The 16,163-nt window shown below is 51.3% G+C and carries 8 protein-coding genes; 5 read left to right on the forward strand and 3 right to left on the reverse strand.

The genetic code is table 11. The annotated features are described in order from the left end of the window. Positions 1–395: 395 nt before the first annotated feature. Positions 396–1,655: a metallophosphoesterase gene (locus OU421_RS05840; RefSeq protein WP_268187668.1), complete on the reverse strand. Its 1,260-nt coding sequence runs from the start codon at positions 1,653–1,655 to the stop codon at positions 396–398. A 479-nt stretch (positions 1,656–2,134) separates the two neighbouring features. On the opposite strand from OU421_RS05840, the gene OU421_RS05845 reads away from it, so the two are divergent. Continuing rightward, entirely contained in the window at positions 2,135–5,320 is a 3,186-nt protein-coding gene (locus tag OU421_RS05845; protein ID WP_268187669.1) for an Ig-like domain-containing protein, read from the forward strand. 441 nt (positions 5,321–5,761) lie between these two features. Then, positions 5,762–8,965: an Ig-like domain-containing protein gene (locus OU421_RS05850; RefSeq protein WP_268187670.1), complete on the forward strand. Its 3,204-nt coding sequence runs from the start codon at positions 5,762–5,764 to the stop codon at positions 8,963–8,965. On the opposite strand, the gene OU421_RS05855 is transcribed toward OU421_RS05850, so the two are convergent. Beyond that, entirely contained in the window at positions 8,947–9,246 is a 300-nt protein-coding gene (locus OU421_RS05855; protein WP_268187671.1) for a hypothetical protein, read from the reverse strand. The two genes, OU421_RS05850 and OU421_RS05855, sit on opposite strands and share 19 nt — an antisense overlap. Here OU421_RS05855 and OU421_RS13065 point away from each other — a divergent pair. Together OU421_RS13065 and OU421_RS05865 are read left to right on the forward strand one after the other, a co-directional pair. Continuing rightward, positions 9,173–9,361, forward strand: a complete 189-nt coding sequence (locus OU421_RS13065; RefSeq protein WP_407659797.1) for a hypothetical protein — start codon at positions 9,173–9,175, stop codon at positions 9,359–9,361. The genes OU421_RS05855 and OU421_RS13065 overlap by 74 nt on opposite strands. A gap of 283 nt (positions 9,362–9,644) precedes the next feature. Then, positions 9,645–11,057 carry an MFS transporter gene (locus OU421_RS05865; protein ID WP_268187673.1) on the forward strand — a complete coding sequence of 471 codons (1,413 nt, stop codon included), beginning with the start codon at positions 9,645–9,647 and terminating at the stop codon, positions 11,055–11,057. Positions 11,058–11,264: 207 nt separating this feature from the next. Here the strand turns inward: OU421_RS05865 and OU421_RS05870 are convergent, their stop codons facing one another. Further along, entirely contained in the window at positions 11,265–13,523 is a 2,259-nt protein-coding gene (locus OU421_RS05870) for an efflux RND transporter permease subunit (RefSeq protein WP_268187674.1), read from the reverse strand. Positions 13,524–14,038: 515 nt separating this feature from the next. On the opposite strand from OU421_RS05870, the gene OU421_RS05875 reads away from it, so the two are divergent. Next, a complete protein-coding gene (locus OU421_RS05875; protein WP_268187676.1) occupies positions 14,039–16,147 on the forward strand; it encodes a sensor histidine kinase in 2,109 nt (702 codons plus the stop codon). Positions 16,148–16,163: the final 16 nt, after the last annotated feature.

Here is a 16,163-nt window from a genome sequence, read left to right on the forward strand (position 1 = left end):
GGGGCGATAAATTATTCTCCGAAAAATCTCCATACCGGAGACCAGTCAGCATTTCCTGCCACATATCGCATTTTCAGGGCGCATCATCCATCTAGGAACACTTCTTCTGACAGGACTTCCGTGGAGATGGGAAATACAGGGGATACAATATCAATAAAAAATAATAGATATAAACCCTTGGAACAGACAGCAGGAGAAATCTCCCAGAATAATATGGATTCGGGGGATGGAGATCAGGGAGAAAGAAGATTCCATTTGAGAGCCGGTAGCGGAACATGGCGCCACAAGGAAAGAAGTTGAAGATAATGCTCCATTAATCCACGATTCATCAACAAAACCTGTGTCGCTGAAACCAGACATACCATATTACAGCACAAACAGAATCATATCATCACTCATACAAAAGAGAGAATCCCATTTGATAGCTCCAAAAAAATCCTCATTACTTCATCATCACACCTGCCAATACTCACCGCATCATACTCCGTCCCGCCTGCAAACATCCCAACAACTTTGCGATTATCCACCGATACTGCCGTCACCGGCATGAAAACAGACGAGACGCAATTACCATCTACAGTAACCCTCACATACCCAAGTTCATGGTCAGCGCTCGCAACATACCCCTCCGTCTTTTCATTAGTAAGATTATAGAGTAAACCCCCACCCGTTGCCGCGATAATATACTGAACATCGTTCACTGCATACCGCTGATAGGAATGGACGTGGCCGTTAAAGACCATATCCACACCATTCTCCTCAAAGACAGGCCCCCATAGATCACGAAGATCAGTCCATCCACCAGGATGGCGGGTGCCTGAGCTGTATGGGGGATGGTGGAAGGCGACGAACACCGGGCCTGCCGGCGTGTCTTTTTGGCGCTCCCGATTGCTTTCCAGGTCCTGCCCCAGCCATGCCGCCTCCTCATCAAAGTGGCAGGAAGCCCATTCGTTTGAATCAAGCATTGCGAAATGGGCATTTCCGCAGTCAAAGGAGTACCACTCAGGCATCCCAAAGATGTCATACCAGACGGTCTCGTTGTTTTCATGATTGCCCAGCACCGGTACAAGAGTAGTATTTGCAAAGAGGGATTTTCCTGCCGCAAAGAAGCGATCCCACTCATTCTCATCTTCCACCTGGCAGACCATGTCACCGACGTGCAGCACAAAAAGAGAATCCGGTTCTGTTGCGGCAATCCGTTCTGCAACAAGGGCATGCCGCTCTGCCTGAGTGAAGTAAGGAAGCTGTTCCTGCGTATCTCCATAGACAATGAAGGTGAACGGACCATTTTCCGGGAACGTCCGGAAGGTGTGGTCTCCGGACCGCTCTCCGCCGGTGATGACCTGATAGTGATAGCAGGTATTCGGCTCAAGACCAGTAAGTGAGAGATGGTGAAGGGTGACATTCGCATCATCCGTCACGGTCTCTTCGTACCTGCCCGTTTCACAATATGTTGCATCAGTGGCATAGGAAACAGTCCCTTTCACAGGGGTAGTGGACAACCAGTTGACCACCGTCGTGTTCACGGTGGTTCCTGTCAGGTACGGGCCCCACCTGAAGAACAAGGTATCGTCGGAATCATCATATGCAGCCACATTGCCAGTACCGCAAATCACCAGAAGAAAAATAACGACCGCCCCCACCAGCCGTTTCATGCTGCATCACCATTCATACAAAGAAGTATACGTTTTTTGGATATATCCTCTATTGTAAGGCTTTTAGACATACTTATGCTATAGATCACGAGAGAAAAATCAGAGCAAATGTGCCCATCCCCCTTGCACATCATTTCCGAAAGGGACTCATGAACGCCATTTGAAAGGTTTGCATCCCCATCGGCATCGCGTGCAGTGCAGTACTTTCGATCGCCGGATGCCACAACCCACATATCAAATACCGTTCACCCTATACCACCTGCACGAACAGAGATGCCGCCAAAGGTATCTGCACTCATCCCATCAAAAGAGAGATACCAGCATATATATTTTACCAAATATTTGCAAAAACTTTCGACAAGCATATATACAAATTAAGCACACATCACCAAACAAACCCCAATTTGACAATATATTAAAATAAATATACAATATAACAATTGGCGAACATTTATTTCTTATTAATGTAGTTATTCATTATGAATATTCCCCGGGTGCGGGAAATGACAACCCTCCTTATATGCTGCCTCCTCTGTTTTACCGCTGCAGCGGCAGCCACACCCGATCAGATATCGGTCACCTCTGACCGCGATCAGATCGTGGCAGGAGATACCGGAGCTCACATTCTTGCTGAACCGGATCCGTCACTCCCCCCAGTCTCCTCTGTTTCATTTGTGTACCTGAACCGCACGGTGGATCCCACCGGATTACTTACCCCCACCGTAGACGCTACGGCACCCTTTGAAACACTGTTCACCACAGAACTTGCCGGAACGGCGTATATCCAAGTGGACATCACATTCGCCGATGAAAACACAGACCCCGTCACGACCATATTCACACAGGATGTAATTCCCGGTGATCCATATGCATATGAGAGCATTGTGCCTGATGCTGTCCAGGCAGGCTCTGCAGGTCCCGTGACCGTGCGGATGCAGGATCGCTACGGAAATGCCATAACCGCAGTTACAGGTGCAACAGTCACATTCTCTACCTCACGAGAGGGGTCAGGATTCGTAGATGGTGCGGCCATCACCCAGACGATAACCAAAGCATTCGATGCAGAAGGCAACTGCACCACATATTTCATTGCACCGGAAACAGCAGAGCCCGTGATCATCTCTGTGGACCCTTCACCAGGCAGCAGCCTGCAGCGCCTCATCACCGTTCGTGTGATCGCGGAACGCACGCCCGCGTCGATCAACCCCTATATTGTAACCGTCCCGCATTACCCGGTAACCGGCACCTGCCCGGCAGACGGTATCAGTTATTTCCTGATAAGCTATGTTATTAAGGACCAGTTTGGCAATCCGATTGACAATTATCCGGTAACGGTTTCCACAACTCTCGGGGAATCAGCAGAGATCGTCACAAGTGAAGATGGAGTGGCAAAATTCACCTATGGCCCAAAGACCGGGATGGGGGATGTTACCATCACCGCCACAGCAGGTTCGCTCTCTGAAGCTTCCGAACTTTCATTTACCGGCGGTGCCGGCACCCGGTTTTCTGTCACCTTAAACCCAAATAACATTCCCTCATATGATGTGGATCCGGACACACTGATCGCAGTTCAGGCACGGGTTTACAACGATCTCGGCACCGGCGTGGAAGGAGAGACCATTCACGCGTGGATCACCCCGGGAAGTGTGAATGCCACGAACACAATATCACAGGAGCCAGGACTCTCAGCAAACCGTGAGAGCGGATTTGGCTACGGTACTGCTGAAGCCATTACCGGTGAGGATGGATTTGCCACATTCTACTTCCGTGCAGGGGCCTTCCCGCCTCGCGGGGATGAAGAGTATGAACCATTTTCACGGGGAAGTGCCACGGTAACCGCGATGTGGAACAATCAGACAGGTACTTCACCCGAGATCACCTGGCGTAACTATCCCTACCTGAGAGTCGAAACCGAAGTATCTGATGTTGCCATCGCACCAGGTGACCCGCTGAATGTAACCATCCGGCTAATAGGTGATGGCAATGAACTGCTCTCCCACAACCCGATAGATGTGGCACTCTGTCTTGACCGCGGAGAGGACATGCTCGTTGATGAAGGTCTGGAAGACCGGATGGAACGCGCACGCAGGGCAGCCATGTACCTGGTCGAAGGGGACAGCGGAGAGATTGGCCTCACACCCGGCTATGACCGCGTTGCACTCATCTCTTACAGCGACCGGACAACAGACACCACCCTCTTTCCGACCGGGGCCGTTGATCTGGACTATATCAATGACAACTTCCCCACCTACAACTGGATCAAACTTGCAGGTGACGACTCGGCATCCATTGACAATCTGGAGACAAAAGAGGGCTACGTGCTCGCGGCACACTATCCTGGCAGCGGCTTTACTGAATATAATGACTTTGCGACCATTGACGAGACCTTTGCCACAGCCGTAACCTCAGACTGGTCGGGGCTCGAGTCCACACTTCGCTATACTGTGCCCTTCAAAGCGGATGACACTGGCCAGGCAAGCGCCCCCCTCCGCTACGGCCTGAAGAAGTCCATCGAATATCTTGCAGACAACGATAAACCCGGTGCCATCCAGGCAGTAGTGGTTCTGATGCAGAACAACTACCGGTACTTTGGCGACCCTTTTGCAAATGGCAGTGTGATGACCGTCCTCCCGTACTCAAACACCCTCGCGAAGGGTGGTTCAGAGTATTATTCCTTTGGTGATCTCCCGGCAGACCAGCAGAACATGGTCGACTATGCACGGGCAAACGATGTGAAAATATATGCAATCTACTACCCATCAGGTGGGTCCCAGTCTGATGAAGCAGTCCCGCGACGTCTCGCGGAAGATACCGGTGGCGATTACTATTTCGCGGGCAATGAGGCAGAACTCACAGAAGCGTTCCGACAGATTCGTGACAGTCTCCTGCGTGATGCAGGAGTGAACACCAATGTAAACCTGAACTTTGCGGGCATGCCCGAGGATGTATCCTACACAGCAGATGAGGTGCTTGAGTATCTCCCTCCCACACATGTTGACTTCTACAACTGGTCTGCGGATCCTTATGTCCCCTCAGACCACCTGAACGGATTTCCATACACAGAAGACCAGACTGTGATGTGGCGGGGAGAGGACGGAAGCCAGCCGGCATCCCTTTCCTTTGTGGTTGGCAACGTGACGATTAAACAGACATGGACAGTTGACTTCAACCTGCAGGTGAACGAGTCCATCGATAGTGCCCTGAACTTTAGCCTCTTTGCAGAAGGATCATATGTCGAGTTCGAAAATCAGGATGGCGGAAATATTATCGAAGCCCTTCCCGAAACTATGATCACGGTCATTCCCGGCCTTACCCCGGATGCACTCCTGAATGCCACCATCCACATCACCGCATTTGACCTCATTGCTCAGGATGCACAGACCGCCCGGTTCGCCTGGGACATCGCATATGATGGTATATACCCGCTCACAGAAGAACTGGCGCTGAAGAATACAGAGGACGTGGAAAGTGTATGGCAGACAGTCGACATAAGTACACTCTCACCAGAGACAAACAGCAGCACAGGGATGGCATTTACCGGTGATCTTACACCGGGTATTTATAGTGCACGCATCAAAGTCACCACAGAAGATGCGGGCCACGACTCCGCAACGCACCCCCTTACCATCGGCGAAGACCAACAGTACTTTATCCGGCTGGAATAACCCATATTTTTTTCAGAAAGGCGCACACCATCCGCCCTGCATGCCCTCACCCTTACTGACACCAAAACGCCACCCACCCATCCAATGCGGCACCCCTGTAAGAGCGAACAGAATGCATCAGCGAACCATGTCATTCCGCTTCATGTCCGCGCTAAAAAAACTTGGTTTTTTGGTCATTTCGCCACAAATATCCAACATAATACTTTATAATAGATATTTAAACAAATATTACTATTTTTATCGAATTTTATTGATAAATTGAGATTGCAAACCAGAAAATCGCCCAATATAATAAATATATCTGGAAAATCGCCAATAACAGAAATCATTATTAATATTCAAAGATACAAGTCTGGGGATTCCGAACAATATAATATATAAATATATGCATCGTCGGGGAGATCAGTCTTTAATATATAATCAGACATATGAGAGATCACCATGTATGGCATCAGAATTTGGGGGGTGGGGATCCTCATCATATGCTGCCTTGTCTGCATCAGCACCGGAGCGGCAGTCACCCCCGACCAGATACTGATCACTTCTGATCAGGATCAGATCCAGGCCGGAGGAACCGGATCGCTCATTTCCGTCGAACGAGACACATCAATTCCTGCAATTGCCTCAGTTTCATTTTCGTATCTGAATAGGACATCAGATCCCTCGGGCACACTCAGTGCACTCATCGATACCGTGGCACCCTTTGAAACACGGTTTACCTCTGAGAGTGCCGGTACGGCATATATTCAGGTGGGCGTTGCCTTCGCAGATGAATCAACCGCACCCATCACTGTCGTATTTACGCAGGACGTGATTCCCGCAGACCCGTATGTCTATGAAAGCATAGTGCATGAATCCGTTCAGGCAGCCTCTCAAACACCCATCACCGTCCGAATGAAGGACCGTTACGGCAATACCATAACCAAAGATACGGATGCCACCATCACGTACTCAGTCTCACAGTACGGAGCGGGATTCGCAGACGGGGCAAACAGTACCCAGACAATCACCATGCCATTCGATACAGACGGCGACTGCACCGTATCTTTCCGTGCACCGGAACGGGCTGGACCGGTGATCGTCTCCATCCGCCCATCAGTAGGAGACAGCCTGCAGCGACTCATCACAATGGATGTTGTCGCACTGCGCTCACCTGCCCAGATCACCCCCGATATTGTTACCATACCTAATTACCCAGAGGCAAATACCTGCCCTGCAGACGGCTCCAGTTATTTCCGGATCAGCTATCTTGTCAAGGACCAGTTTGGCAATCCGATCGACAACTACCCGGTAGAGATATCGACTACCCTTGGGGAATCAGCATCAATCATCACGAACGAGGATGGCGTTGCCAGGTTCATCTACGGCCCAAGTACGGGTATGGGCGATGTCACCGTCACCGGAACAGCAGGCACAGCCATTGCAGTATCTGAACTGTCCTTCACCGGGGGTCTCGCCAGTCGGTTTTCCGTCACCATAAACCCGAATAACCTTCCTTCATACGATGTGGACCCGGATGCACTGATCGCGGTCCGGGTACATGTGTACAATAACTTCGGCACCGGGGTGGAAGGTGAGACGATTAAGGCATGGATGAACACTGGAAGTGTGAGCGCCACGAACACCCTTACCCAGTATCCGGGGCTTTCTGCAACCGAAGATGGCGAATTCGGAAATCACTCGGTGACGGTTGTTACCGGTGAGGATGGATTCGCCACGTTTTACTTCCGGGCAGGGGCCTTCCCCCTCCGCAGTGAAGAGGGATTTGATCCGTTTTCCCGGGGAAGTGGAACCGTCACCGCGATGTGGGACAATAAGACGGCAAATTCACCGCAGATCACCTGGCGCAATTATCCCTATGTCCGGGTGGAGACCGAGGTATCGGACACCGCCATCGCACCCGGCGACCCGCTGGATGTGACCATCCGGATAATAGGCGACGGCAATGAACTCCTCTACCATGACCCGATTGACGTTGTTCTCTGTCTGGACCGGGGAGAGGATATGCTTCTCGAGGAAGAAAAAAAGGACAATATAGACCGGATGGAACGGGCACGCAGGGCCGCAATGTACCTGGTCAAAAACAGCAGTACTGATGAAAACATCCTTAATCCCGGCAGTGACCGTGTAGCCCTTGTCACCTACAGTGACATATCAACAGATACTGATAACTTCCCCAATAAATGCGTCGACCTGCGCTACATCAATGACCATCGAACAGAGAGTAACTTCCTCTGGGTCAAGGGGGTAGGAGAAGACGAGACATGGCTTGAAGCTCTTGAGAATAATGGCTATGTGTTGGAAGAGCATTATCCGGGCAACAACAGAACCGGATACACTGACTATGCAACTATTGACGAACCCTTTACTATCGATAACGCAGACTGGGACGGGCTTGAGCAAGCCCTCCTCAACACCATGCCATTCAAAGCAGTACAAGGAGGAGAGGCAAGCGCCCCGCTCCGTTACAGCCTGAAGCAGTCCATCGAGTACCTTGCAAAAAACGAACGACCCTGTGATACACGGGCAGTAGTGGTTCTTATGCAGAACAATTACCTTTACTTCGGCGACCCCTTTGCAAGCGGAAAAGCTATTTATGATATCAACGCAGCACTTGCACTTGGGAAGGGTAGTAATGATTATTATTACTTTGATGAACCCCACCCGGCAGACCATCAGAACATGGTCGACTATGCACGGGCAAACGGTGTGAAGATCTATACCATTTACTACCATTCAGGAAACTCCCAGGCAGCTGAGGTGGTCGCACGCGATCTGGCAGATCTGACCGGCGGTGCATTCTATGATGCAGAAAATGAGGCAGAACTCACCGATGCTTTCAAGAAAATTCGTGACGAACTTCTGCGTGACGCGGCAACCAGAACCAGCGTCAATCTGAACTTTGCCGGGATGCCGGATGAGGTCCTCTATACGCCGGAAGAAATGATGGAGTACATCCCAAATACGACAATTTCCTTCTACAACTGGTCGGTGAATCCCTATACGCCATCAGACTACTTGACCTACCCATACGAGGTAGACCAGTCAGCGATGTGGGCGGGAGAGGACGGCAGCCAGCCGGCATCGCTCTCCTTTACCATTGGGAACATTACGATTAAACAGACATGGACATCCCACTTCCGGCTGCGGGTGAATGAGTCCATTGACAGAGCATTGAACTTCAGCCTCTTTGCACCGGGTTCAGCTATCCAGTTTGAAAACCGGGATGGCGGAACGATCTCAGAATCTCTTCCCGAAACAGTGATTACTGTCATTCCCGGTCTCACACCGGAAGCACTCCTGAATGCCAGTGTACAGATCACCGCGTTTGACCTCATCGCACAGGACAAACATACCGCACAGTTCAACTGGACCTTCACCTATGACGGTGCATTCCCCGTCACACAAGAACTGGCTCTGAAGAACAGTGAGGAACCGGAAGATGTCTGGCAGACGGCTAAAGCCGAAACGGTTTCACCGGAGACGGAGATCATCAATAGTTCCGGAATGGCATTCATCAGTGACTTCACACCCGGCACCTACACAGCCCGTATCAAAGTTTCTACCGAGGACGCAGGGTATGATACGGAAACCCTTCCGGTTAACATCAGCGAAGGAGGGGAGTTTTACATCCTCCTTGAATAACCCTTTTTTGCCGGAAGGACCAGGAAGCGAACAATGCCTCCTACATACTCCTTAACCCTGTCCGGAATGAACATTTTTATCCTAATGGTTAGAAATCCCCTCCCGAATATCTCGTGAAAGCAGATCAGGGCCATTCTTATCTCGTCCAGTGCCCCCACATTTATTCTGCCCTTCATCGGGTCTGCGATCAATATCGCCCTGCCGCTTATCACAGGGGAGTTTCTGACAAGTGCGGATCTCGTCGACTGGATTCCCACCGCATACCTTCTTGCCTCGGCCATCTTTTTACTCCCCTTCGTCAAGGTCGCGGATACCATCGGACAGAGGAAGTTATTTCTCGCGGGCTGTGGTGACGGCCGTCTCCCTTGTAGGTGCGGCCCTCTCCCGGCTTCCTGACGCACTTTGTGATGATGTTTGTGGCAGGCGTCGGGAGTGCGATGATGGTCTTTTCCGTCATCATATGGGAGTGTGAGTTCGGCCCTGCAGCTCCATCGCTAAACTCCTCTTTGCGGTGCAGGCAAGCTTTTCCATATGTGCCGGTTTCTGCGCCACAGGAGTCTGGTTTTCTGTCGTGCGCGGCAATCTCCGCGATTAAATTCCTGCAATCGAAACGGGAACCTCCCCGTCCCCAACATTCATTCCCCCAGCACCCCTAACTGAAATATATACCGGAGTTTTTATGGATACCACCACATCCCCGCTGCCGCGACAAACCCTTACTGCGATACTTCTGGCCGTCTGTCTCGCCTCCTTTGCCACCCCCTTCATCTCCTCAGGAGTGCAAATTGCCCTGCCCCTCATTGCAGAGGCATTTGGTGTCACGGCAACGCTACTGGGATGGGTTCCAACCGCATTTCTTCTCCCGTATGCAGTGTTCCTGTTGCCCTTCGGCAAGACTGCAGACACACTCGGGAGACGCCGGTATTTCCTTATGGGGATTGCCGTCATGGGTACAGGGCTCATCTGTGCCGGGCTTGCACCATCATTCGGGTATTTAATGGCAGGGATGGCCATAGCCGGATTAGGGAGTGCGATGACCTTTGCCACCGCCCTGCCGCTGCTGACAACAAACTATCCCCTGCGGGAGCGTGGGAAGATTATCGGGATCAATACCGCAGTTGTCTATGTGAGCCTTGCCGCAGGGCCGTTTCTGGGCGGAATTATCACGGGCTATCTCGGGTGGCGGGCCCTCTTTCTGGTGACCGCGCCCGCCATTCTCGCTGCCCTCCTCGTCGGCTCTCGAGTGATTCCAAAGGATCAGAATACAGTAGAAAAGAAACCCTTTGACTATCCGGGGACGGCCATCTACGGTGCCTCCCTAATCCTTCTTATTGCAGGCGCCTCCCGCCTGCCTGCCCTCTGGGCGGCTGCCATTGTATTCGCCGGCGCCTGTGGTATTCTGGGATTCTTTGTCTGGGAAGCCCGTACCAATGAACCAGTCTTTCCCGTCCGCCTCCTCCGGGGCAACCGGGCGTTCACCTATTCGAATATCGCAGCGCTCATCAATTACTCCTCCACCTATGCCGTCACCTTCCTGCTCTCCCTCTACCTCCAGTATATCCGGGCCCTCACGCCGCAGGCGGCAGGCACCATCCTCCTTGCACAACCAATTCTGATGGCAGTGACCGCCCCTATTGCTGGCAGGCTCTCTGACCGGACAGAGCCGCGGTTCCTCGCTACCACGGGCATGGCCATCGTCACTGTCTGCCTCTTTCTCCTCTCGTTCATCACGGAAAAGACACCGCTATTTTTCATCGTAACCGTCCTGATGGTCCTTGGTCTGGGCTACGGTATCTTCTCACCCCCCAATATGAACTCCATCATGAGTTCAGTCTCCAATGCACAGGCAGGCATTGCCTCGGCGACCGCCGCCACCATGCGGGTGCTGGGGCAAAATCTCTCGATGGCCGTTGCAATGATGTCCTTCTCTATGGTGATAGGAACAATCGTCATCACCCCGGACAGAACCGGAGAACTTCTCACCGCAACGCATTACGCCTTTGTCGCCTTTGGCATCCTCTGTGTAGCTGGCGTCTGGTTCTCAGCAGGACGGGGAAATATACGAGAGAGGCCAACAGAAGAGACAGAATGAACACAAAATAGAATAAGAAACAGACCCAGCCACTCTAAATATCCACATATCATGAAAGAAAGGGAGGCTCACTGATACCTGAATCGGGCCATCGTGATTAATAACCGGGATGAAAAATGGTTCTGAAAAAGCAGTAAACCATAGTAAAAACATTTTGAAAAATGATTTTGGCAGGTCTGCACGCGACTCTGTTTCTCTTTTCTGTATTCATACCGTTTTAGAACGCTTTACCGATTCTCGTGCCGCAAACCAGTCCTGAATTCTGCTGGTAATAGCGAGAACCGCAGGCATCACAAGGATTGCGCCCACGAGAGAGAAAGCCACCGTAATCACGGTGACGAGGCCAAAGTTTGCCATGATAGGAAACTCCGAGAGCGTGAGTGCGGAGAACCCGAAGACCGTCGTCAGGCCGGAGATGGAGATAGCGGTCCCTATCTTCTGAATACTCACCTGGATAGCATCGTGGCATGAGAGGCCACGTTCACGCTCCTCATCATACCGCTCCATGATGAGGATGGTATACTCGGACGCGACACCGATAGTCATCGCCCCGAGTGTTGCCGTGAGAAGATTGTACTCCAGACCCAGGACATACATGATGACCGCGTTCCAGCCGACGATCATGATGATGGGGATAATTGGTGTGATGGCCGTCGCCTTCCGGTAGATGAGAAGAAGGAAGACAAAGATCAGGCCGAATCCCAGCATGTTCATCGTACTCTTGGACTCGGTAATGCCGTCGATCATATCCCCGAAGAGCGCCATGGAACCGGTAAAGACCGCCGTGGTTCCGGGCTCCTTCTCATACCATTCAAGGTCGGTGCGCATATTATCGAGCAGGGCCTTCATACTGTTGAGGTCCAGGGACACGGTAGAGAACTCGATGACCGCCTCCATCTGCCCGTCCGTATACCGGGTGAGTGTATTCTCCGGGACCTGTTCCAGGAGTGCATCGATCTGCTCCCTGTCCTGTGGAAGGGTGCCGCCGTTCAGTGAAGTCAGTACGCTTGCGATGCTCGTCGCACCCGTGATTTCACTGTGCTTCAGTTCTTCATAATCAGTTATATCAACCATCCATTGCAGGGTGGCCGGTTCAAAAATATCGTCACTGCGCACAACGAGCGGTATGGTGGATGTCGAACCCATCGCACTGCCCAGTTTGTCCATGCTCACCTTCGCGGGCATGGTGGGCGGGACCATCGCTTCCTCTTCGGTATTGATGACAATTTTGTCGTCGAGCGGGATACCGATCATCGCAACGCACCCGACGAGAAGGAGGACGCCCACCGGGTGGTCGGCGATCCAGGCGGCCACCTTTGCAAGGACAATGTCATAGCGCTCCATCATGGAGAGTTTATTCCCCTTGCCGTTTTTGGCGGGCTTTGGGTCAAGCGGCCGGTAGTTCACCAGTTTGGCGAAGGTGGGAACGATGACGAGAGCACAGAGATAGCAGGAGAGAACACCTACCACACAGATCACGCCGAAGTCGACCACCATGGGGAACGGAGCCGTGGAAAGCGCGATGAAACCAAGCGATGTCGCCACCATTGCGATTGCGACCGCACTGCCCGACTGGGTGACGGTGGTATAGACCGCCTCGTCGATGGAGGTCTTTTTCACCTCTTCATCGAACCGGGTCTGGAACTGAATGGCATAATCAATACCGATACCGATCATCACCGGGAAGGCGGCCATCACCATCATCGTGAGGCCGGTGCCAGAGGCGCCCATCATCCCGAAGGAGACAACGACACCCATCAATACGATAAAAACCGGAAGGAACCGATATCGGACATGCCCGAAGAGGAGTCCCATTGCAACGACCATTAAGAGCATTGCAAGACCTATCAGCATCCCGGTGGACGTACCCATTGAGGTCTGCATCTCATCGGAAAATGCTGCAGTTCCTGTCACGGTAACGGAGATCCCGGGTGGAGGGGTATGTGTTTCCACTACCGAACGGATATTGCTGAGGGCGGCGCTCGCGGCTGAGTCCGAGAGACCCGGCTGCACGACGACCTGCATCAGGGTCATCGTACCGGTCGTCGAGGCACCCGGAATGACATCCTTGTACTGATCAACGATACTCTTGATCTCTGCTTCCGAACCGGGAATTATACCGCCATTATAGAGATCCACGAGATCGATTATACTCGAGACTGATACGATTTGGTATTCGTTTTCGATGTCATTCGAGAGGTCGCGGAGGTAGTCCAGCGTCTCGGGCATATAGACCGCATCGCCCTCGAACATGAGGATGATTGAATCGGAACTATACGTATCCTCATAATGCTTAATGAGGGACCCCGTGGGGGTGGTGATGTCCACATAGGTCTCGGTGCCGGTCTTCATCTGGACGCCGGACGCGAAGAAGATCATCACCAGGATCACACCAAAGACTACTGCTGCAACCGTCTTTGGGTGACGAATAATTGAATTGGCCAGAAAGGCAAATGGTGACTGCATGCTATCACTTATTTTTTGAGTATTGTGTGGTGTTTACAGGGCATAACACAATCAGGACACCACATGGTTGTTGTCCTGCGATACCGGGAAGACCGTGATCCGTGAAACCTCCTGTTGTTACTTAAAAAACAACAACGTGAGAGTTATTAAAAGGTGCACACCGTGCCAATAGATCAGAGGATTATTCCAGAAAAACTGCAATTCCCAAAAAACCAATATATTTCAGACAATTATCCAATTTACAGAACACCGGGGCATTTCATAGAGGACACAAACGAAGCAATAACACCGTCATCAGCTCCACAGCGCGGAAAATCGTGGATAGCAGATCAAATCTGGTATTAGGGGATAAATCCATGGAAAGGAGGCTCTGCTGCCATACCCACACACCCCTTTCCTTCATCCTTACCTGCACCTATACCATGATTAGGAAAGAATTACAAATACAGACCTATCTGTGATATTATCCGGTAAAACATTCCATAAACCGCAGATCGGAGTACAGGACGGGAACGATGATAATAACGATGAATACCCCGGAACTATTTATATTCCTTCTTTTACTTGGGTCAGCATGTATCACCGGGGCTGTTTCCTATGTGCTCCATTCACAGCTGGAAAAACGGGGCGCAAACTGGCTCTTATTCACCGCCGCCACTATGACCGGGTGGCTCTGCTGTGACGCCCTGATCGTCGCGATTCCGGATATCTCCATCAAATTTGCAGTATCCGGGATCAAGTTCATCTTTGTTATTCTCACCCCGCTTGCATTCTTCTTTTTTTCTCTCGCATATACTGGCAAGTATGAAGGAGTGTCAGGATGGAAGCGGGCTGCTGTAGCTCTTCTTCCTGCAGTGAGTATCTGTGCCTTACTCACAAACCCCTGGAAACATCTGTTCTATGTGGAACTTGCTAACCCGTCCCTCTGGGTATATAATCATTACACGGGCCCTGAAGGGATTTGGTTCTGGGTGAACCTTGTATACTCATATGCACTCATTACAGGCGCCCTGCTTCTCCTTATTGGCCTATTCATGTCCTCTCCGCAACACTTCCGGCGGCAGATATTTCTTCTTATTTTGAGTGCTCTGGCTCCGTTCACCGCAAATATCATCGTAATATTCACAAACGTAGGCACCGATACAGCCGACATCACCCCGCTCTTCTTTGCCCTGAGCGGAATTCTCATCTTCATTACGGTATATTGGATGCACCTCTTCAGTATCATGCCCTTTGCACGGACACGTATTATCACCGAAATTCATGAAGGGGTTATTGTTGCAGACGGGAACGGTGTTGTCATTGATATAAACAGTGCTGCCTGCACAGCAGGAGGCGTAACCGAAAAAGAGGCGATTTCCCTTTCTACGGATACTCTCCTCACCGGAATATTCGGGATCACACTCGCTGAACTCAGCGAGGCACGTTCACTCACAGTTTCTCACACGAACGCCGCCGGAGAAACCCAATGGTCTGATCTGACCGTCAGCAGGGTTGAGGGATATGACGCACAATCAGGTGGAACCATCATCCTCATTCGTGACGCGACCGCACGGAGACGGGCAGAAGAAGAAATAATGGCCAAAGACCTCAGGCTGAAGATCGCAATGGAGGGCGCAGGCCTTTCCTCGTGGGAATGGCGGGAGGGTCCAGGATATGTAACATATGATAACCCGCTTGCCGACCGTACGATTGAAAATGTCACAACCATCGAGGGGTTCACGGACCAGATGAAGCGATGCCTGAAGGACGGATATGAGGCCACACTTGACGAACAGTTTGAAAATATTCTGAGCGGAGGAAAAAACACCTTTTCCGTTGAATTTCCCGTTGAAAACCTAAATAAGGGACACTGGATCCAGATCACGGGGCAGGTTATTGAACGGGATGAGGATAATAGACCGATATGGATGGTAGGTATTACCCAGGATGTGTCCACCTACTATGCAGCACGTGCTGCCATAATGGAAGCAAACACGAAGATAAAATTGCTCACATCAATTACCCGGCACGATGTTCTCAACCAGGTGATGGTAGTCCGGATGCTGATCGAACTCGCCGGGATGGAACCCAAAGACGCCATGAGCCCGGAGGTGAAGGAAATAGTCACAAAAATAGACAATGCCGCTGCACTAATAGAAGAACAGATTTCATTTACCCGCGATTATGAAGATCTTGGTACATATACTCCTTCCTGGCAGAATGTGGCAACTGTGGCGGCTCAGGCAGCAGGAGTGGTCAGCCGGACAGGGATTTCGTTTTCCTGCAATACCGGCACCCTGGAGGTGTATGCAGATCCGATGTTTAGAAAGGTGATAGAAAACCTCTTTGAAAACGCCCAGCGTCACGGAGGAGGGGTAACAGCACTGTCGGTTCGTTTTGATTACAGGGGGGCCGGAGCCTGCCTGGTGGTGGAAGACAACGGACGGGGGGTCCCGGATGAACTCAAAAAGAGGATTTTTTCACAGGGATATGGAAAAAATACCGGATTTGGCCTTTTTTTGAGCAAAGAGATCCTAGCCCTCACTAATATCACCATCACCGAGGAAGGGACGGAAGGGAAAGGATCGCAATTTGTGATGCACATCCCCGCAGGCGGTTACCGGGGCTATCAGGGGGAATGAGCAGAGAGGCAAACAG

Source organism: Methanogenium organophilum, from assembly GCF_026684035.1.
Classification (GTDB): domain Archaea; phylum Halobacteriota; class Methanomicrobia; order Methanomicrobiales; family Methanomicrobiaceae; genus Methanogenium; species Methanogenium organophilum.